Annotated in this window: 18 protein-coding genes; 8 read left to right on the top strand and 10 right to left on the bottom strand. The window is 68.7% G+C overall.

Going from position 1 to position 18,423, the window contains the following annotated elements; genetic code table 11:
* Positions 1–133 precede the first annotated feature (133 nt).
* Both ABZ796_RS04330 and ABZ796_RS04325 read right to left on the bottom strand, forming a co-directional pair.
* Positions 134–376 carry an RNA-binding S4 domain-containing protein gene (locus tag ABZ796_RS04330; protein WP_357334890.1) on the bottom strand — a complete coding sequence of 81 codons (243 nt, stop codon included), beginning with the start codon at positions 374–376 and terminating at the stop codon, positions 134–136.
* A gap of 163 nt (positions 377–539) precedes the next feature.
* On the bottom strand, positions 540–1,817 hold the full coding sequence (locus ABZ796_RS04325) for a DUF445 domain-containing protein (RefSeq protein WP_357334888.1): 1,278 nt from the start codon (positions 1,815–1,817) through the stop codon (positions 540–542).
* A gap of 249 nt (positions 1,818–2,066) precedes the next feature.
* Between ABZ796_RS04325 and ABZ796_RS04320 the strand changes: the two genes are divergently transcribed.
* From ABZ796_RS04320 to ABZ796_RS04295, 6 genes are all read left to right on the top strand, one after another.
* Positions 2,067–2,366 carry a hypothetical protein gene (locus ABZ796_RS04320; protein ID WP_357334887.1) on the top strand — a complete coding sequence of 100 codons (300 nt, stop codon included), beginning with the start codon at positions 2,067–2,069 and terminating at the stop codon, positions 2,364–2,366.
* Between the two features lie 99 nt (positions 2,367–2,465).
* On the top strand, positions 2,466–3,314 hold the full coding sequence (locus ABZ796_RS04315) for a nitrilase-related carbon-nitrogen hydrolase (RefSeq protein WP_357334885.1): 849 nt from the start codon (positions 2,466–2,468) through the stop codon (positions 3,312–3,314).
* Positions 3,315–3,323: 9 nt separating this feature from the next.
* Entirely contained in the window at positions 3,324–4,757 is a 1,434-nt protein-coding gene (gene hydA, locus ABZ796_RS04310; RefSeq protein WP_357334883.1) for a dihydropyrimidinase, read from the top strand.
* 4 nt (positions 4,758–4,761) lie between these two features.
* Positions 4,762–5,787: a TIGR03842 family LLM class F420-dependent oxidoreductase gene (locus tag ABZ796_RS04305; protein ID WP_357334881.1), complete on the top strand. Its 1,026-nt coding sequence runs from the start codon at positions 4,762–4,764 to the stop codon at positions 5,785–5,787.
* A 132-nt stretch (positions 5,788–5,919) separates the two neighbouring features.
* Complete coding sequence (locus ABZ796_RS04300; protein ID WP_357334879.1) at positions 5,920–7,251, top strand: aspartate aminotransferase family protein; 1,332 nt, start codon at positions 5,920–5,922, stop codon at positions 7,249–7,251.
* 23 nt (positions 7,252–7,274) lie between these two features.
* Positions 7,275–8,774, top strand: a complete 1,500-nt coding sequence (locus ABZ796_RS04295) for a CoA-acylating methylmalonate-semialdehyde dehydrogenase (protein ID WP_357334877.1) — start codon at positions 7,275–7,277, stop codon at positions 8,772–8,774.
* A gap of 15 nt (positions 8,775–8,789) precedes the next feature.
* Here the strand turns inward: ABZ796_RS04295 and ABZ796_RS04290 are convergent, their stop codons facing one another.
* Together ABZ796_RS04290 and ABZ796_RS04285 are read right to left on the bottom strand one after the other, a co-directional pair.
* Entirely contained in the window at positions 8,790–8,978 is a 189-nt protein-coding gene (locus ABZ796_RS04290; RefSeq protein ID WP_357334875.1) for a hypothetical protein, read from the bottom strand.
* 90 nt (positions 8,979–9,068) lie between these two features.
* Positions 9,069–10,214 carry an endo-1,4-beta-xylanase gene (locus ABZ796_RS04285; protein ID WP_357334874.1) on the bottom strand — a complete coding sequence of 382 codons (1,146 nt, stop codon included), beginning with the start codon at positions 10,212–10,214 and terminating at the stop codon, positions 9,069–9,071.
* A gap of 140 nt (positions 10,215–10,354) precedes the next feature.
* On the opposite strand from ABZ796_RS04285, the gene ABZ796_RS04280 reads away from it, so the two are divergent.
* Complete coding sequence (locus ABZ796_RS04280) at positions 10,355–11,605, top strand: FAD-binding protein (RefSeq protein WP_357334872.1); 1,251 nt, start codon at positions 10,355–10,357, stop codon at positions 11,603–11,605.
* A gap of 11 nt (positions 11,606–11,616) precedes the next feature.
* Here ABZ796_RS04280 and ABZ796_RS04275 read toward each other — a convergent pair whose 3' ends face one another.
* The 6 genes from ABZ796_RS04275 to ABZ796_RS04250 form a co-directional block, all read right to left on the bottom strand.
* A complete protein-coding gene (locus tag ABZ796_RS04275; protein WP_141803040.1) occupies positions 11,617–11,916 on the bottom strand; it encodes a chorismate mutase in 300 nt (99 codons plus the stop codon).
* A 43-nt stretch (positions 11,917–11,959) separates the two neighbouring features.
* Positions 11,960–12,328: a thioredoxin gene (gene trxA / locus ABZ796_RS04270; RefSeq protein WP_357334870.1), complete on the bottom strand. Its 369-nt coding sequence runs from the start codon at positions 12,326–12,328 to the stop codon at positions 11,960–11,962.
* A gap of 105 nt (positions 12,329–12,433) precedes the next feature.
* Positions 12,434–12,574, bottom strand: coding sequence for a hypothetical protein (locus ABZ796_RS04265; protein WP_350659602.1), 141 nt, complete (start codon positions 12,572–12,574; stop codon positions 12,434–12,436).
* Positions 12,575–12,667: 93 nt separating this feature from the next.
* Positions 12,668–14,875 carry a DEAD/DEAH box helicase gene (locus ABZ796_RS04260; protein ID WP_357334868.1) on the bottom strand — a complete coding sequence of 736 codons (2,208 nt, stop codon included), beginning with the start codon at positions 14,873–14,875 and terminating at the stop codon, positions 12,668–12,670.
* Positions 14,876–15,182: 307 nt separating this feature from the next.
* Entirely contained in the window at positions 15,183–15,941 is a 759-nt protein-coding gene (locus tag ABZ796_RS04255; protein ID WP_357334866.1) for an alpha/beta fold hydrolase, read from the bottom strand.
* Positions 15,942–15,984: 43 nt separating this feature from the next.
* Positions 15,985–17,367: an NAD-dependent succinate-semialdehyde dehydrogenase gene (locus ABZ796_RS04250; protein WP_357334864.1), complete on the bottom strand. Its 1,383-nt coding sequence runs from the start codon at positions 17,365–17,367 to the stop codon at positions 15,985–15,987.
* A gap of 134 nt (positions 17,368–17,501) precedes the next feature.
* Here ABZ796_RS04250 and ABZ796_RS04245 point away from each other — a divergent pair, with 134 nt between their 5' ends.
* Positions 17,502–18,350: an acyl-CoA thioesterase domain-containing protein gene (locus tag ABZ796_RS04245; protein ID WP_357334862.1), complete on the top strand. Its 849-nt coding sequence runs from the start codon at positions 17,502–17,504 to the stop codon at positions 18,348–18,350.
* The last annotated feature ends 73 nt before the right edge of the window (positions 18,351–18,423 follow it).

The following is an 18,423-nucleotide window of genomic DNA, read 5'->3' as shown; positions in this document are numbered from 1 at the left end:
CACCAACCCGGTGGGGAGGTGGGGGTGATGGCCAAGCGCCCCAAGGTCACCGTCATCCGGTCGGGACTCAACTCACTTTTCGGTCTCCGGAACTACAGTCTCGGCTCGCCGGAACCACCGACTCGGCCGAGGGCTACCAGGGGACCTCGAAGTCGGCGTCGTCGGCGACCCTGGCTGCCTGGCCGGCGTACTCCACCACGTCGCCGACGCGGAGCTGGCGGCCGCGGCGCAGCTCGGTCTCACCGTTGACCTTCACCTCGCCGGCGGTGATCGCCGGCCGCGCCTCGGACCCGGTCTCCACCAGGTTGGCCAGCTTCATGAACTGACCGAGGCGGATGACCTCGTCGGTGATGGGTACGTCGAACGGCTCGCTCACCCCGCCATCCTCCCCCGCCCGCCGAGACGTCACAAATATCGGCCGAGACGTCACCCGCGTCGGCCGAGACGTCGCTGCGGTCGGCCGACTTGGCAGGAGATGGCATCTCGGCCGACGTACGTGACGTCTCGGCCGACGTACCTGACGCCTCGGCGTCGGTGGGTCACCCGACCAGGACGGCGACGGTGTGGATGATGACGCCGACGAGGCCACCGACGATGGTGCCGTTGATGCGGATGAACTGCAGGTCGCGGCCGACGAAGAGCTCGATGCGGCGGGCGGCCTGCTTGCCGTCCCAGCGCTGGATGGTGTGGGTGATGACGGTGGTCGCCTCGCGGCCGTAGCGCTTGACGACGTAGACGGCCACGTCGGAGGCGAGCGCGTCGTAGCGGCGCTGGAGGGTCTCGTCGAGGACCACCTTCTGGGCGTAGCGGACGACCTCGTCCAGGGCGCGGCGGCGGACGACGCCGTCGGGGTCGCGCAGGGAGGTGGTCAGGGCGCGGCGGAGCGCGTCCCAGATGGAGATGGCGGTGTCGATGACGCCGGGGTGGTCGAGCACGCGCTCCTTGAGCCGCTCGGCACGCTCCATGGTCGCCTCGTCGTGCTGCAGGTTGTCGGCGAGATCGGCGAGCATGGCGTCGATCGCCTTGCGGGCGCGGTGCTCGGGGTCGTCGCGGATGTCGGCGATCCAGCGGACCAGCTCGACATGGATGCGGGCGGTCACCGGCTCACGCAGCACCTGCGGCGTCCACCAGGGCGCCCGCTCGCCGAGGACTTCGGTGACGATCTCCTCGTTCTCCTCGAGCCAGCCGTGCAGCTCGACGAGCGCGAGGTCGACCAGCCCGTGGTGTACGCCGTCGTCCAGTGCCGCCTGCAGCGTGCCGCCGATGAGCGGGGCGATCTGCTCCTCGCGCAGTCGGGGTACGAACCCGTCCTGGATGATCTCGACGATGTGCCGGTTGCTGATCCGGGAGAGCCCGTCGGCGACCACGGTGGAGACCTCGTCGACGACCCGCTTGGCGTTGGGTTCCTCGGAGAGCCACAGCGCGAGCCGCAGGGACGGCATCGCGACACCGAGCCGCTCGCGGATGGTCTCCTCCTGCAGGAAGTTGTCCTGGACGAACTCCTCCAGGCTGGCGCCGAGCTCGTCCTTGCGCTTCGGGATCAGCGCGGTGTGCGGCACCGGCAGCCCCAGCGGGTGACGGAACAGCGCGGTGACCGCGAACCAGTCGGCCATCGCGCCGACCATGGACGCCTCGGCACCGGCGTTCACGAAGCCCCAGAACCCGTCCAGCCGAAGGGTCAGGAGATAGACGATGGCGGCCACGACCAGGAGCCCGGTGGCGACGATGCGCATGCGCCGCAGTGCCTGGCGGCGTATGACATCGGCCTCGGTCTCGACCATCAGGCCGCCGATGCCGGCGCCCCCAGGAGAACTCATGGGCTCAATTGTGCCGGGTCGTCCCAGGCAAGGCGATCTGCAACACCAGGTCCCTAGTTTCTATAGGCTACTCACGGGTTCGCCCACAGGTGAGTTACAAAGCACCCAAGGGCGTCACCGATCCCTTCCCCTGCTCGTTGGAGTGGACGAGAGTGCCTCGGGGAGGCACACGTCCCACCGAGGAGATACATGTCGTCGCACAACGCGGACGGTGTGGGGTCGCATCTGTTCGACTCGTCGAGGAGCGCTATGTCACTGACCACCGCCGCCAAGGTGGAGGTTCTCAGCGTCCTCGTCCGCGCCGGCCGGGAGGCCCGCGCCCCACTCACCCCGCACGACTGCAACACCGTGGTCGAGACCAGCGCCCACCTCGCCGAGATCGCGCCGACCCTTTCCGAGGGAACGCCCAGCGAGCGTGCCCGCGCGACCCGGTCCGCGATGGAGCTGTTCCTCTCGGTCGACTGCCCCCAGCTCGCGCCCGAGCTCCGCGAGGAGCTCGCCAGGGCCGTCGAGCATGTCGTCGTACGTCATCCGGCCACCGCCGTCTAGCACAAGAGACTTTCAAGCACCTCCTCGTTCCAGGCAAAAATGCCGTCGTGGCCCCACGGGCCGCGGCGGCGTGCTTGTATTGAAGAGGGAGGTAGTCGGATGACCATCGTCAGAGCCGCAATCAGCCAGACCACCTGGACCGGGGACAAGGCCTCGATGCTGGACAAGCACGAGGGCTTCGCGCGTGACGCCGCCGCGCAGGGCGCCCAGGTGATGTGCTTCCAGGAGCTCTTCTACGGGCCCTACTTCGGGATCACCCAGGACAAGAAGTACTACCGCTACGCCGAGCCGGCCGACGGACCGATCGTGCAGCGTTTCGCGAGCCTGGCCAAGGAGCTGGGCATCGTGATGGTGCTGCCGATCTACGAGGAGGCCGACACCGGGATCTACTACAACACCGCCGTGCTGGTCGACGCCGACGGCACGATCCTCGGCAAGTACCGGAAGAACCATCTGCCCCACGTCGAGAAGTTCTGGGAGAAGTTCTACTTCCGCCCCGGCAACATGGGCTATCCGGTCTTCGAGTCCGCGGTCGGCAAGGTGGGGATGTACATCTGCTACGACCGCCACTTCCCCGAGGGCTGGCGCGAGCTCGGGCTCAACGGCGCCCACATGGTCTTCAACCCCAACGCCACCAAACCCGGGCTCTCCAACCGACTGTGGGAGATCGAGCAGCCCGCCGCCGCGGTCGCCAACGGCTACTTCGTGCTCGCCCCCAACCGGGTCGGCCTGGAGGACAACGAGTACGGCGCCGAGGCGGTCAACTTCTACGGGATGTCGCAGGTCGTCGACCCCCGCGGCAACTACGTCGGCGAGCTCGGCTCGGGCGAGAAGGAGGAGCTGCTCGTCCGCGACCTGGACATGAACATGGTCCAGGAGATGCGCGACGACTGGCAGTTCTACCGCGACCGGCGGCCCGATTCGTACACCGCGATCCCCCGACCCTGAGGAGGCCGCATGACCACCACGCTCATCACGGGCGGCACGGTCGTCTCCGCGACCGGCCGCACCCAGGCAGACCTGCTCGTCGACGACGAGAAGATCGTCGCGCTCATCTCCCCCGGCGCCACTCCACTCGGCACGATCCGGGCCGATCGGACGATCGACGCGACCGGGAAGTACGTCATCCCCGGCGGCGTCGACGCCCACACCCACATGCAGCTGCCGTTCGGCGGCACCAACGCCTCCGACACCTTCGAGACCGGCACCCGGGCGGCGGCCTGGGGCGGCACCACGACGATCATCGACTTCGCGGTGCAGCGCTACGGCGAACGCGTACAGGACGGGTTGGCTCGCTGGCACGAGCTGGCGGCCGGCAACTGTGCGATCGACTACGGCTTCCACCAGATCATCGGCGGGGTCGACGACGACGCGCTCAAGGCGATGGACTCGCTCGTGGACGAGGGGATCACCTCGTACAAGCTGTTCATGGCCTACCCGGGCGTCTTCTACTCCGACGACGCGCAGGTGCTGCGGGCGATGCAGAAGGCGACCGACCACGGGCTGCTGACCATGATGCACGCGGAGAACGGACCGGCCATCGACGTGCTCGCCGCGCAGCTGGCCGAATCGGGCAGGACAAGCCCCTACTACCACGGCATCGCGCGTGCCTGGCAGATGGAGGAGGAGGCCACTCACCGGGCGATCATGCTCGCCGACGTGACCGGCGCTCCGCTCTACGTGGTGCACGTCAGCGCCAAGCAGGCGGTCGCGCAGCTGGCCGCAGCGCGCGACCACGGGAAGAACGTCTTCGGAGAGACCTGCCCGCAGTATCTCTACCTCTCCCTCGAGGAGCAGCTCGGCGCGAGGTCGGAGGAGTGGGGCGACTTCGAGGGCGCCAAGTGGGTCTGCTCGACGCCGCTGCGCTCGCGCGCGGAGGGCCACCAGGATGCGATGTGGCAGGCGCTGCGCACCAACGACCTGCAGATGGTCTCCACCGACCACTGCCCCTTCTGCATGAAGGAGCAGAAGGAGCTCGGCAAGGACGACTTCCGGGCCATCCCCAACGGAATCGGGTCGATCGAGCACCGCGTCGACCTGCTCTACCAGGGCGTGGTGACCGGGCAGATCACGCTCGAGCGGTGGGTGGAGCTGATCGCGACCACACCGGCGCGGATGTTCGGCCTCTACGGCCGCAAGGGCGTCATCGCTCCGGGCGCCGACGCCGACATCGTCGTCTACGACCCCGCCGGCCACACCTCCATCGGTGTCGGGGAAGGCAAGACCCATCACATGAACATGGACCACTCCGCCTGGGAGGGCTACGAGATCGACGGCCACGTCGACGTGGTCCTCTCCCGCGGGTCCGTCGTCGTCGCCGACGGCGAGTTCCAGGGCACCAAGGGCCACGGCAGCTACCTCAAGCGCGACCTCTCCCAGTACCTGGTGTGACGTCATGGACTTCGGTGTCGTCCTCCAGACCAACCCGCCCGCCTGGCGGGTCGTCTCGCTGGCGAAGCAGGCCGAGGCGTACGGCTTCGACTACGTCTGGACGTTCGACAGCCACCTGCTGTGGATGGAGCCGTACGTCATCTACAGCCAGATCCTCGCCGAGACTCGCACGATCAAGGTCGGCCCGTTCGTCACCAACCCGGCGACCCGCGACTGGACGGTGACGGCGTCGGTCTTCGCGACCCTGAACGAGATGTACGGCAACCGCACCGTGTGCGGGATGGGTCGCGGCGACTCCGCGGTGCGGGTGCTCAACGGGAAGCCGTCGACGATCAAGGAGATGCGCGAGGCCACCCGGGTTATCCGCGAGCTCGCGAACCGGCGGCCGGTCGAGGTCAACGGCACCACGCTGCAGTTCCCGTGGGCCAAGCGCTCCGAGCTGGAGGTGTGGATCGCCGCCTACGGTCCGCTCGCGCTGAAGGCGGCCGGCGAGGTCGGCGACGGGTTCATCCTGCAGCTGGCCGATCCCGACATCACCGAGTGGATGATCGGGGCGGTCAAGAAGGCGGCCAGTGACGCCGGCCGCGACCCGGAGTCGCTGACGTTCTGCGTGGCCGCGCCTGCGTACGTCACCGACGGCTCGCTCGCGGCCCTGGACCATGCCCGCGAGCAGTGCCGGTGGTTCGGCGGGATGGTGGGCAACCACGTCGCCGACATCGTCGCCAAGTACGGAAGCGGCGCGGTCCCGCAGGCACTCACCGACTACATCGCGGGCCGCGAGGGCTACGACTACAACGAGCACGGCCGGGCCGAAAACACGCACACCCAGTTCGTCCCGGACGAGATCGTCGACCGGTTCTGCCTCCTCGGCTCGGTCGAGGAGCAGGTCGCCAAGCTCGACCAGCTCACGAGTCTCGGCGTCGACCAGTTCGCCGTCTACCTGCAGCACGACGCGATGGACCAGACCCTGGCGGCGTACGGAGATCTGGTGATCCCGCGAGTGAACCGCCCGGTGACCGCGAAGGCATGAGCACGCGATTTCGTTGATCTAGGCGTGGGAATGTAACGAAAACGTAGCCGTTGTCCTGATATACCGTCGTAATCAGTATTTCGGATCAGCGGCGACCCCGTTGCTCCCGGCGTAGAGTGAGGAGCCAGATCCATGTCCATCCACGCACCCCAGGGGACAGCCTTGACCAGCGCCAGCGACGCCCGCGCCTACGACCTCGACCGAGCCCACGTCTTCCACTCCTGGTCCGCCCAGGGGTCGCTGAAACCGCTCGTCATCGCCGGCGGGCAGGGCTCGCGGGTGTGGGACGACTCCGGGCACACCTACCTGGACTTCTCCTCCCAGCTGGTCAACACCAACATCGGCCACCAGCACCCGCGGGTGGTGGAGGCGATCAAGAAGCAGGCCGAGACGCTGACCACGATCGCGCCGACGACGGCCAACCTGGTCCGCGGCGAGGCCGCCGAGCGGATCACCGACATCGCGCCGGTGGGCTTCAACAAGGTCTTCTTCACCAACGCCGGCGCCGACGCGGTCGAGAACGCGATCCGGATGGCGCGCATCCACACCGGCCGCGACAAGGTGCTCTCGACCTACCGCTCCTACCACGGCAACACCGGTTCGGCGATCGTCGCGACGGGCGACTGGCGACGGATCCCGAACGAGTACGCCCGCGGTCACGTCCACTTCTTCGGCCCCTACCTCTACCGCTCGGAGTTCTGGTCGACCACGCCCGAGCAGGAGGCCGAGCGCGCCCTGCACCACCTGCGCCGGGTCATCGAGTCCGAGGGGCCGGCCTCGATCGCGGCGCTCCTTCTCGAGACCATCCCCGGCACCGCCGGGATCATGATCCCGCCCCCGGGCTACCTCCCCGGGGTCCGGGCGCTGGCCGACGAGTTCGGGATCATGCTCATCCTCGACGAGGTCATGGCCGGCTTCGGTCGCACCGGCGAGTGGCTGGCCCTGGACGCCTACGACGTCGTCCCCGACCTGATCACCTTCGCCAAGGGAGTCAACTCCGGCTACGTACCCGCAGGCGGGGTGATCATCTCCGACCCGGTCGCGGCGACCTTCGACGACCAGGTTTTCCCCGGCGGCCTCACCTACTCCGGCCACCCGCTCGCGATGGCGTCGATCGTGGCGACCATCGAGGCGATGAACGAGGAGGGCATCGTCGACAACGCCGCGACCATCGGCACCGACCACATCGCCCCCGGCCTCGCCGCGCTGGCCGAGAAGCACGACGTGATCGGCGAGGTGCGCGGCACCGGGGTCTTCTGGGCCCTCGAGCTCGTCGCCGACCGCGAGACGCGGGAGCCGCTGCCGGCCGCGACGATGGGCCGGATCAAGTCCGACCTCATCGCCCGCAACCTGATCCCGTTCACCATGGAAAACCGCATCCACGTGGTGCCCCCGTGCGTCGTCACTCCCGACGAGGTCGCCGAGGCGATCTCGATCTACGACGACGTGCTCGGCTCGCTGTAACAGCTCTGAGAAGGACGCATGACATGACCGACCTCCCCATCCTCGACCACTGGATCGGCGGGGCCACCAACCCCGGCACCGGCACCCGTCTCGGCGACGTCTACAACCCCGCGCTCGGCACCGTTCAGAAGCGCGTACGCTTCGCCGCGGCCGCCGACGTCGACACCGCCGTCTCCGCGGCCAAGAAGGCGTTCGAAGAGTGGAGCGAGACCTCACTCACGCGACGTACGGCCGTGCTCTTCAAGTTCCGCGAGCTGCTCAACGCCCGCAAGGGCGAGCTCGCCGAGATCCTGACCGCCGAGCACGGCAAGGTGCTCTCCGACGCGGCCGGCGAGATCGCCCGCGGGCTCGAGGTCGTCGAGTTCGCCTGCGGCCTCTCCCACCTGCTCAAGGGCACGGTCTCCGAGCAGGTCTCGACTGGCGTGGACGTGACCACGCTCAAGCAGCCGCTCGGCGTGGTGGGCATCATCAGCCCGTTCAACTTCCCCGCCATGGTGCCGATGTGGTTCTTCCCGATCGCGATCGCCGCCGGCAACGCGGTCGTGATCAAGCCCTCGGAGAAGGATCCGACCGCTTCCAGCTGGATCGCGGAGCTGTGGTCCGAGGCTGGGCTTCCCGACGGTGTCTACAACGTCGTGCACGGCGACAAGGAGGCGGTCGACGCGCTCCTCGACAACCCCGACGTCGCCTCGATCTCCTTCGTCGGCTCCACCCCGATCGCCCGCTACGTCTACGAGCGCGGCACCGCCGCCGGCAAGCGGGTCCAGGCGCTCGGGGGCGCCAAGAACCACATGCTGGTGCTGCCCGACGCCGACCTCGACCTCGTCGCCGACTCGGCCGTCAACGCGGGCTTCGGCTCGGCCGGCGAGCGCTGCATGGCGATCTCGGTGGTGCTCGCGGTCGACTCGGTGGCCGACAGCCTGATCTCGAAGATCACCTCGCGGATGGCCACGCTCAAGACCGGCGACGGCACCCGTGGCACCGACATGGGACCGCTCATCACCGGCGCCCACCGGGACAAGGTGGCTGCGTACGTCGACGTGGCCGCCACCGACGGGGCCGAGGTCGTCGTCGACGGTCGCGGGATCGAGGTGGACGGTGACCCGAACGGGTTCTGGGTCGGACCGACGCTGGTCGACCGGGTGCCGACGACGTCGACCGTCTACACCGAGGAGATCTTCGGCCCGGTGCTCTCGGTCGTCCGCGTCTCCGGCTACGAGGAGGGCCTGGAGCTGATCAACTCCGGTCAGTTCGGCAACGGCACCGCGATCTTCACCAACGACGGCGGCGCCGCCCGCCGCTTCCAGCGTGAGGTCCAGGTCGGGATGGTCGGCGTGAACGTGCCGATCCCGGTGCCCGTCGCCTACCACTCCTTCGGCGGCTGGAAGGCGTCGCTGTTCGGGAACGCGAAGGCGTACGGCCCCGCGGGGCTGGACTTCTTCACCCGCGAGAAGGCGGTCACCACCCGGTGGCTCGACCCGTCGCACGGCGGGATCAACCTGGGGTTCCCGCAGAACTCCTAGGGCCTCCCCACCGGGTCAGTAGCCGTAGTCGTCGTCGAGGCCGCCCGCGTCGAGCTTCTGCTCGGCGTAGTCGGCCTCGTCGACGTCGTCCGGTGTCGAGGTCACCGTCTCCTCGGCGTCCAGAGGCGCCTCGTCGTCGACGGTCTCCTCCACGACGTCGGTCGCCTGCTCCTCGAGGTCTGCCTCTGCTGCGTACTCGCTCATCTACCCTCGCTCAGGTCGATCCATCTGCTCGGTCTCCAGTAGATCACCGGTGCCCCGGAGCCGCCATGACCCAAGCGTGGCTCGGTTGCCTCAGCGTCGGCGTTGCGCGCCCAGGGCCAGCCGGAGATCCTGCTTCAGCGTGGTGTAGGCCTCCTTGGGCTGCCGGTTCACGTCCCAGAGCAGTGCGTAGCCCTGGCCTTCGAACCAGCCCGGTACCCAGGAGTGGGCGTCGTCGATGCCCCAGATCGTGAACGAGGTGCAGGCGCGTACGGAGAGACAGGCCTGGAGCATCTGCGAGAACTCGTAGGGATGGGCGAAGAGCGCCAGGTCGTCCGTGGGAACCTGAGTCTCCGCGGAGTCCACGAAGGTGCGTACGTCGGCCTCGGTGACCGCGACCTTCAGCCCCAGGTCGGCGTAGCGCTGCAGGTCGGCGCGGAACCGCTCGCCGGAGAAGCCGTACTGGGTGTCGAGATGGCCCTGGTTGCCGATCCCGTGGATCGGCACACCCTGGGCGATCACGTCCTTGGCCCAGGTGTAGACCGCGGTCGACTTGGCGCTGTCCCCGTCCTCACCGGCGATGTTGTAGTCGTTGTAGAACAGCTGGGCCTTGGGATCGGCGGCATGGGCCCAGCGGAAAGCGTCGGCGACGATCCCGGTGCCGAGGTGCTTGATCCAGAAGTTGTCGCCGTTCATGCCGTTGGGAAGCGGCTCAGGGCTCCAGGAGTCGGCGAAGAACTCGTTGGCGACGTCCCACTGGTAGACCTTGCCTCGGAAGTGGCGGACCTCGTCGGTGATGTGCTTCTTGAGGATCGCGCGGAGCTCGACGCTGCTGATCGCGCCGCTGTTCACGCCCTCCGTCAGCCAGGCGGGGTTCTGGTTGTGCCAGAGCAGGGTATGGCCACGCACCTTCTGACCGTGGGCGCGGGCGAAGTCGACGACCTCGTCGGCGCCGGACCAGTCATAGTTGCCACGAGTCGGCTCGACAGACTCCCACTTCATCTCGTTCTCGGGAGTGATGCTGGAGAACTCGTCGGCGGCGATGCCGGCGAGCTCCTCGTCCGCAAGCACCTCGGGGTTGGCGGCGACACCCAGCTGCAGACCGATCTGGGAGGCGTAGGAGCGAAGCGAGTCGGGCGGGGGCCGGAAGCCAGGTGGCTCGGCCTGGGCCATGGATGACGCGGAGGCCGCGACGGTCGCCGCCGCGGTCACGGTCACGACGAGGTGACGAAGTTTCACGGTGCCTCCAGGTGCGCAAGGTGTGATCAGCATCACAGACAAGGACCAGGATGGCGAGAGTCGTCTACCTTTGTCAATCGTTGTCGATAACGTTTTCTGAAGACACGCGCCGACGCTGGTCCCCGGCTACGATCCGGACCATGCACACCGAGCCTCCTGCCCGCGAAGCCCCCGGATCGACGTGGGCCCGCAGCTACGACTACACCGCGCGCGAGATCGTGCGACCACGTTCCGTGGATGACGTACGCGACCTCGTGCTGCGCGAGCCGAGACTGCGCGCGCTGGGTTCTCGGCACTCCTTCACCGATCTCGCGGACACCTCGGGGGCGCTGGTCTCGCTCGACGGCCTGGAGCCCTCGCCGAGCCTGGCGGGGGACGTGGTCCGGGTGCCCGGCGGGATGCGCTACGGCGAGCTCGCGGCCTGGTTGCAGGAGCACGGGCGGGCGCTGCCGAACCTCGCCTCGCTCCCCCACATCTCGGTCGCCGGCGCGGTCGCGACCGGCACTCATGGTTCCGGGGTCGGCAACGGCTCGCTGGCGACCTCGGTGACCGCGCTCGAGGTCGTCGACGGCCGCGGCGATCTGGTGCGCCTGGAGGCCGGCTCGCCCGACTTCTCCGGGGCCGCGGTCGGTATCGGCGCCCTGGGGATCGTGACCCATCTCGAACTGCTGACCTCGCCGACCTACCAGGTCACGCAGACGGTCCACGAGGGCCTCACCTATGCTGACCTGCGAGAACACCTCACCGAGATTCTGAGCGCGGCCTACTCGGTGTCGATCTTCACCCGTTGGGCCGACGAGCCCGACGGGTCCGTCGCCAAGGTCTGGGTGAAGTCACGCTCGACGACGCCGGAGCTCCCGGGGACGGTGCCCGCGACCCGGCCGACCCACGTCATCCCCGGTCTCGACCCGGCTCCGTGCACCGAGCAGCTCGGCGTGCCGGGACCGTGGCACGAGCGGCTGCCTCACTTCCGCCTCGACTTCCAGCCGAGCGTCGGCGCGGAGCTGCAGAGCGAGTACCTGGTGCCGCTCGAACGCGCACAGCAGGCGGTCGACGCCGTCCGCTCGCTCGCCGACCGGGTCCGGCCGCTCCTGCAGGTGGGCGAGATCCGCGCGGTCGCCGCCGACGAGCTGTGGCTCTCCCCCGCGTACGGCACCGACGTCCTGGCTCTGCACTTCACCTGGAACGCCGACCCTGTCGGTGTAGGTGAGCTCCTGCCCGAGCTGGAGCAGCGGCTTCCGCCGGGCACCCGGCCGCACTGGGGCAAGCTCTTCGCCAACGAGAACCCCGGGAACGAGTTCCCGCGCTGGGACGACTTCAGGGATCTCGTACGCCGCTTCGACCCGGACCGCCGGTTCTGGAACCCCTGGCTGGGCCGGGTGGTCGGCTGAGGCTCGGCCCCTCAGTCCTCGACGAACTGGCGGTGGTTGCGGATCACCTCGGCGATGATCACGTTGAGGATCTTCTCGGCGAACTCGGGATCGAGACCGGCGTCGTCGGAGAGCCGGCGGAGTCGCTCGATCTGGACCGCCTCGCGGCTGGGATCGGCCGGCGGAAAGCCCGCGCGCGCCTTCAGCCGGCCGACCTGCTCGGTGCACTTGAAGCGCTCGGCGAGAAGGTGGACGAGAGCGGCGTCGAGGTTGTCGATGCTGCCACGCAGGCGCAGGAGCTCGTCGTGGGCGGCGCTGTCGGGTTCGGTCACAGCGCTATCAAACCTGATGTGAGCCACGGGGCCACACCGAGTCTTACTCGCCGGACTCCTTCGAAGCCTGCTCGGCCAGCGCCTTGTCGATGTCGAGGTCGACAACCGCGTCGATGACCTGCTTGAGCGCGGGCGCGGGCAGCGCGCCGGGCTGGGAGAAGACGAGGTTGCCCTTCTTGAAGGCCATCAGCGTCGGGATCGAGGTGATGTTGGCGGCACCCGCGAGCGCCTGCTCGGCCTCGGTGTCGACCTTCCCGAAGACGATCTCGGGGTGCTCCTCGGAAGCGGCGTCATAGATCGGGCTGAACTGGCGGCACGGGCCGCACCAGGACGCCCAGAAGTCGACGAGGACGATCTCGTTGTCGGTGACGGTGCTCTCGAAGTTCTCTGCGCCGAGCTCGACGGTGGACATGGGGCTCTCACTTCCGGTCTGGGTGGCTGCGCGCCGGATCGGCGGGCACGTACGTCTCAACGCACGTGCCCCGCTGAGGATTCCCCGTGCGGATTCCTGGTCGGATCAGGGAAGGCGCTTGGCCTTCGGCCCGATCTGCCGCTCGATGCGGCTGCGTGGCTGCCCGGTCAGCTTGGCGACGATCGGCACCCGGAACACGTATCCACCGACGGCCGCTGCGATGACCAGCAAGATAATCCAGAACATGTGATCCAGCGTACGCCGCACCACCCAGGCCCCACCTCAGGATTCTCCCTGAGATGGGGCCCGGATGAGTCCCGGGTGGGTCCCGGGTCGGCGTCAGGCGGCGCGCCGGCCGCGGCGGCCGGACTCGCGCTTGCGGAGGGCGTCGGTGAGCAGCGAGACCAGGGCCTCGAGCTGCACGTCGGCGGAGTCGGTGACCTCCTCGTCGGAGCCGTCCAGGGCACGAGCCGCGAGGCCGGCCTTGGAGTCGATCAGCTCGGCGATCCGGGTGTCGATGGTCTGCGAGGCGATGATCCGCCAGGCGGTGACCGGTTCGGTCTGGCCGATGCGGTGGACGCGGTCGATCGCCTGGGTCTGCTCGGCGTCGGTCCAGGAGAGCTCGGCCAGGATCAGGTTGGAGGCGGCCTGCAGGTTGACGCCGACACCGGCGGCGGTGAGCGAGCAGACGATCACCTCGACCTCGGGGTCGTTCATGAACTCGTCGATGGCCTTCTCGCGCGCCTTCGAGGTCTGGTCGCCGCGGATCGTGGAGTAGCGGATGCCGCGCTCCTCGAAGAGCTTCTGCGCGGTGTCCATCACCTCGATGTGCTTGGCGAAGAAGACGACCTTGCCGACGTTGCGCGCCAGCTGGGCGGCGTAGTCGGCGGCCAGCGAGGCCTTCGCGCGACCGATGCGGCGCATCATGCCGAAGACGTTCTCGCCGGTGGAGGCGTCCTGGTCCTCGCGCTCCCAGGTGGCGACGCGGCGGATCAGCTCGAGGTCGAGCTCGCCGGGGGCCGGCTTGGCGCCGGTCACCCGGGTCTCGATCGCGGTGTCGTAGCGCTGCATCATCCGCTTGGCCAGCTCGGCCTCGGCGGCCCGGATCGAGCGGCCCTCGGCGTCGTCGAGCTCGACCGGCAGGTCGGCCACGCGGCGGGCCGGGATGTCGCTCGCGACGTCGATCTTGCGGCGGCGCACGATGCCCTGGTTGACGACGACGCGGCGGGCGGCGCCGTAGAAGCTGTTGTCCTGCGGGGTCAGCCCGGTCTCCTCGAGGCCCTCGAGCAGGCCGTTGAGGGGCTTGACGTCGTCGATCCAGCCGAGGAACTGCCAGATCGCCCGGAAGTCCTCGATGTCGTTGATCAGCGGGGTGCCGGTCAGCGCCATCAGCAGCGGGTTGGCCGTACGCTGCCGAATCTTCTCCGAGAGGGCCAGCACGTGCTGGGAGCGCTGGGAGGACTTGTTCTTGATGAAGTGGGCCTCGTCCACGACCATGCCCTTGAAGCCGAACTCGCCGAGCCAGCCGACGTGACGGTCGAGGATCTCGTAGTTGACCACGATGATGTCGGCGAACCCGTCGATGTCCTCGCCGTTGCCGTGCACCACGGTCGCCTTCTTGGACGGCGTCCAGAGGTTGACCTCACGCGCCCAGTTGGCCTTGACGACGTTGGGCACGACCACGAGCAGCGGGTAGGCGTCGGCCGCCTCGGCCGCGAGCAGGGCCTGGGCGGTCTTGCCGAGGCCGGGCTCGTCGGCCAGCAGGTAGGTGCGGTGGCCCTCGGCCGCCGAGGCGACCAGCTGCGCCTGGTGGTGCATGAGCTCGCGGGTGCCGGGCGCGTCGATGTGACCGGGACCGTAGGCCGGCGGCTCGGGCAGCGGCATGCAGGAGGGCCCGGAGTCGGCGTACTCGAAGCTTCGGAACAGCGGCCCGAGGAGCTCCCAGCCGGACAGTCGGCGGGCGTGCACCGGCGGGCGCGCGTTGGTGAAGTCGGGCACCAGGAACGGGTTGGAGAGCTGGCGCTGGATGACGCTCGTCGGGACCACGCGCTTGTCGGGGACCGCGACGGCGGGCGTCTCGTCCTCGTCATCCTCCTCATCCTCCGGCACGTCGACGCCACCACGGGCCATCAGCTCGTGCTTGAGGTCGACGGCGGCCTCGGAGATCTCGGCGTCCTCGGCGAGGAGCTCGAACAGACGCGAGTCCATGGTCGCGGTCTTGGCCAGGATCGTGGCGATCCCGTCCAAGCGCTTGAGCTGCTCGGCGCGGCGGCCCTCGTTGAGGGTCTCGTCCTCGAGCACGCGGTGGCGCTCGTCTCGGGCGAGGAGCGCGACGACCTGGAACTTGGTCCGTACGTCGGGCATGGCCGAGCGGCGCTGCACCGCCGACTCCACCTCGCGGACGACCTGCGCGAGCACCGGAATGATGCCCTCGTTGTCCCTGTGGACGCCCTTGCGGCGACCGTTCTGCCCGGACTTGCCGGCACTGCCGTTGCTACGCGAACGGCCGGACCGGTTGTTGCGCCGGGTAGCGGCTCCCTGAGCCAACTGATTCCTCCTTGGGGCCACGCACGGGTGAGTGGCATGTCCAAATGCCGACCCTCATCGGCCGGTCGCCCTCCCAGGGCTCACGCAGATCGATGGCAGACGACTGACGACCGCGTTCAAAACAGCGGATACGCGCGATCGGCGCCTCATCGACCGGGCCAGTGACCCGTTCGGTCCCCACGACGAACGTCCACGAGCCGGGCGCTTGCAGCGAGTGTAACCCCACCCACACCGGTTAGCGGAAGTCTCGTTCCGCGTTTTCTGTCAATTGATCAAACACCGGGGTCGGACAGGGCTCGGATGAGCCTCAGTCGGTCAGGTACTGATCGGCCCAGGCCGAGATGATCCGGGCAGCGCGCTGGGCCTGGCCCCTCTTCGTGAGTAGGTGATCGGATCCCTCCAGCGCCACGAAGGACCGCGGGTGGCGGGCGGTGTTGAAAATGTCAGAGGCGTTCTCGATGCCGACCGTGGTGTCGGTGGGGCTGTGCATGACCAGGAGCGGCTTCTTGAGCTGCATGATCTTCTGGCGCAGGTCCGCGCGGCGTACGTCATGGACGAAGTGCTTGCGCAGGGTCAGCGACTTGCCGCCGGCCATCCACGGCGCCTGGCCGTCCTCGAAGACCCGGGAGAGGACCGCGTCGTAGTTGTGCTCGACGTGCGCCGGCTGGAACGGGGCGCCGACGGTGGCCACGGCGTCGACCCCGACGGACTCGTGAGCCGCAGCCAGGACGGCAGCGCCGCCGAAGGAATGGCCGACGAGCAGCTCGGCCGGGGTGCCGCGCTCGGCCATGAAGCGGGTGGCCTCGACGGTGTCGGCGACCTTGTGGGTGAAGGAGCCGTCGCCCCAGTCCCCCTCGGAGTCGCCGAGCCCGAGGTTGTCGAAGCGGAGCATCCCGATGCCCTCGGCGGCGAGCTGCTTGCACATCCGCGCGGCGGCCGGAGAGTCCTTGCCGAGGGTGAAGCCGTGGCTGAACACTCCCCAGCCACGCACCTCACCCTCGGGCAGGTCGATGAGACCGGCCAGCATGGGTCCGGACGTACTCTTGAAGGTCACCTTCTCAGCCACGCCCAGGATTCTCTCAGAATCCGGCGGGCTCGCCCGGGTCTGCTCAGCGCTCGACGTAGAACAGACGCTTGTTGAGGAACTCGTCGATCCCGAGCGGGCCGAGCTCGCGGCCGAAGCCGGAGCGCTTGGTGCCACCGAAGGGGACGTCGGCGCCCTCGCCGGCCGGCGTGTTGACGTTGGCCATGCCCACCTCGAGCTGCTGGGCGACGGCGATCGCACGCGCCTCGTCGGTCGAGAAGACGGCGCCGCCGAGGCCGTACTCCACGGCGTTGGCCAGCTCGACGGCCTCCTCGTCGGTGCTCACCTTGTAGACGACGGCGACCGGACCGAAGAGCTCCTCGGTGTAGGCCCGCATCTGCGGGGTGACACCGGTGAGGACGGCCGGAGCGAAGAAGGCGTCCGGGCCGTCGGAGATCTCGCCGCCGGCGTGGAGCGTGGCGCCCTTGTCGACGGCGTCCTGGATCTGTGCGCGCAGCGCCTCGGCGGCCTTGCGGGCCACCAGCGGGGAGTAGACGGTGTCGTCGCCGTCCTCGCCCTCGAGCGGCGTCATCGCGGCGGCGCGCTTGGTCAGGGCCGCGACGAAGTCGTCGTAGACGCCCTCGTTCACGATCATCCGCTTGTTGCCGTTGCAGACCTGGCCGACGTTCTCCATCCGGGTCGCCCATGCGGTCTCGGCGGCCTCGTCGATGTCGTCGGAGTCGAGGATGATGTAGGGGTCGGAGCCGCCGAGCTCGAGGACGACCTTCTTCAGGTGGCGACCGGCGGCCTCGGCGACGGCCGTGCCGGCGCGCTCGGAGCCGGTCAGGGAGACCGCGCGGACCCGCGGGTCCGCGATCATGGTGGCGATCTGCTCGTGGGTGGCGTAGAGGTTCTGGTAGACGCCCTCGGGCAGGCCGGCCTCCTCGAAGATCTTCGCGATCGCGGCCGAGGAGCGCGGGCAGTTCTCGGCGTGCTTGAGGATGACGGTGTTGCCGGCGACCAGGTTGGGCGCGGCGAAGCGGGCCACCTGGTAGTAGGGGTAGTTCCACGGCATCACGCCGAGCACCGGGCCGAGCGGGAGGCGCTGGATGACCGCCTTGCCCTCGTGGCCCGGCAGGTCGGTCTCCTTGAGCAGGTCGGGACCGTGGTCTGCGTAGTAGGCGGTGATCTCGCCGGAGAACTCGGCCTCGCCGGCACCCGAGGAGGCCTTCTTGCCCATCTCGGTGCGGATGATCTTGCCGAGGTCGGCGGCGCGCTCGGTGAAGAGGTCCGCGGCGCGCTTCACGATCGCGGAACGCTCCTCGATCGGGGTCGAGCGCCAGGCAGCGTACGCCTTCTGGGACCGCTCCAGCGCCTCCTCCACCTCGGCGTCGGTGGCGAACGGGAAGGTCTCGATCACCTCGCCCGTTGCGGGGTCGGTCACCTGGTAGGGAGGCGTGGTGCTCATCGTCATCCTCTTCGATCGGGGCTGCATTTGGTGTGATGGTACGTGGTTTTGGAGCGCTTTTGATGACGGAACCGTTACTCTTTACCGGTTTTCGCAACTGAATCCGAAGTTAGGACACGTTCTAGAATGTCCGCATGGATCTCGCATTCTTCCGGCGCACCGATGACGGTTTCGAGCCTACGCCGATGGCTCGCAGCATGTGGGCCGAGGACCACATGCACGGGGTGGCCGCCAGCGGCCTGATCGCCCGCGGCCTCGAGGACCAGATCGAGGAGCTCGGACGCGCCGCCGAGCTGGTGCCCTCGCGCTACCACGTCGACCTGTTCCGACCGCCGCGGATGGTGCCGACGCGGATCCGCACGCGGGTCGTACGCAACGGGCCACGCATCGCGCTCCTCGACGCCGAGATGGTCCAGTCCTCCGGCGAGGGCGAGGAGGTCGTCGTGGCCCGCGCGACCTGCACCTACCTGCGCACCGGCGAGAACCCTGCCGGTGAGGTCTGGGCGGCGACCGAGCGCGCCACTCCCCCGCCGCTCTCGGTGGCACCGCCCACCTCGGAGCCCCACGTCCCCTTCTTCGTCTCCGAGAACCCCTGGTCCGACGACTTCGGCAAGCATCAGAACGCCGGCCGACACGTAACCTGGCAGGTCGCCGTACCCACCGTCGCCGGCGAGCCGATGACCCCGTTCCAGACCGTCGCCTCCATCGCCGACGCCACCTCGATGGTCACCAACTGGGGCAGCAACGGCGTCGAGTGGATCAACACCGACATCTCGCTCGCCCTCGCCCGGAGACCTGCCGGGATGGAGGTCGGCCTCGCCACCATCGACCACGTCGCCCACGAGGGCATCTCCGTCGGCACCGCCGAGGTCTTCGACCGCGAAGGCACCATCGGCACCGCCACCGTCACCGCCCTCGCCAACGCCAAGCGCACCGTCGACTTCACCGCTCCCGGCGAGGGTGGCCCCGCGACCCCCGTCTAGCCGAAACTGCAGTTGTGGCGGCCGAGTCAGCAGGAGCGGTGGCCGAGAATGCAGATGTGGGCGACGAAACTTC

The sequence above is a fragment of the Nocardioides sp. NPDC047086 genome, assembly GCF_040643685.1.
Taxonomy (GTDB): domain Bacteria; phylum Actinomycetota; class Actinomycetes; order Propionibacteriales; family Nocardioidaceae; genus Nocardioides.
The sequence above is the reverse complement of the archived record's forward strand: the minus strand, read 5'-3'. Positions and strand labels throughout refer to the sequence as shown.

Bases quoted from the DNA above. Each gene is read 5' to 3' on its own strand.
- ABZ796_RS04325 (WP_357334888.1), bottom strand. From the start codon at position 1,817: ATGAGTTCTCCTGGGGGCGCCGGCATCGGCGGCCTGATGGTCGAGACC.
- ABZ796_RS04320 (WP_357334887.1), top strand. From the start codon at position 2,067: ATGTCACTGACCACCGCCGCCAAGGTGGAGGTTCTCAGCGTCCTCGTC.
- ABZ796_RS04315 (WP_357334885.1), top strand. From the start codon at position 2,466: ATGACCATCGTCAGAGCCGCAATCAGCCAGACCACCTGGACCGGGGAC.
- hydA (WP_357334883.1), top strand. From the start codon at position 3,324: ATGACCACCACGCTCATCACGGGCGGCACGGTCGTCTCCGCGACCGGC.
- ABZ796_RS04305 (WP_357334881.1), top strand. From the start codon at position 4,762: ATGGACTTCGGTGTCGTCCTCCAGACCAACCCGCCCGCCTGGCGGGTC.
- ABZ796_RS04300 (WP_357334879.1), top strand. From the start codon at position 5,920: ATGTCCATCCACGCACCCCAGGGGACAGCCTTGACCAGCGCCAGCGAC.
- ABZ796_RS04295 (WP_357334877.1), top strand. From the start codon at position 7,275: ATGACCGACCTCCCCATCCTCGACCACTGGATCGGCGGGGCCACCAAC.
- ABZ796_RS04290 (WP_357334875.1), bottom strand. From the start codon at position 8,978: ATGAGCGAGTACGCAGCAGAGGCAGACCTCGAGGAGCAGGCGACCGAC.
- ABZ796_RS04280 (WP_357334872.1), top strand. From the start codon at position 10,355: ATGCACACCGAGCCTCCTGCCCGCGAAGCCCCCGGATCGACGTGGGCC.
- trxA (WP_357334870.1), bottom strand. From the start codon at position 12,328: ATGTCCACCGTCGAGCTCGGCGCAGAGAACTTCGAGAGCACCGTCACC.
- ABZ796_RS04265 (WP_350659602.1), bottom strand. From the start codon at position 12,574: ATGTTCTGGATTATCTTGCTGGTCATCGCAGCGGCCGTCGGTGGATAC.
- ABZ796_RS04250 (WP_357334864.1), bottom strand. From the start codon at position 17,367: ATGAGCACCACGCCTCCCTACCAGGTGACCGACCCCGCAACGGGCGAG.
- ABZ796_RS04245 (WP_357334862.1), top strand. From the start codon at position 17,502: ATGGATCTCGCATTCTTCCGGCGCACCGATGACGGTTTCGAGCCTACG.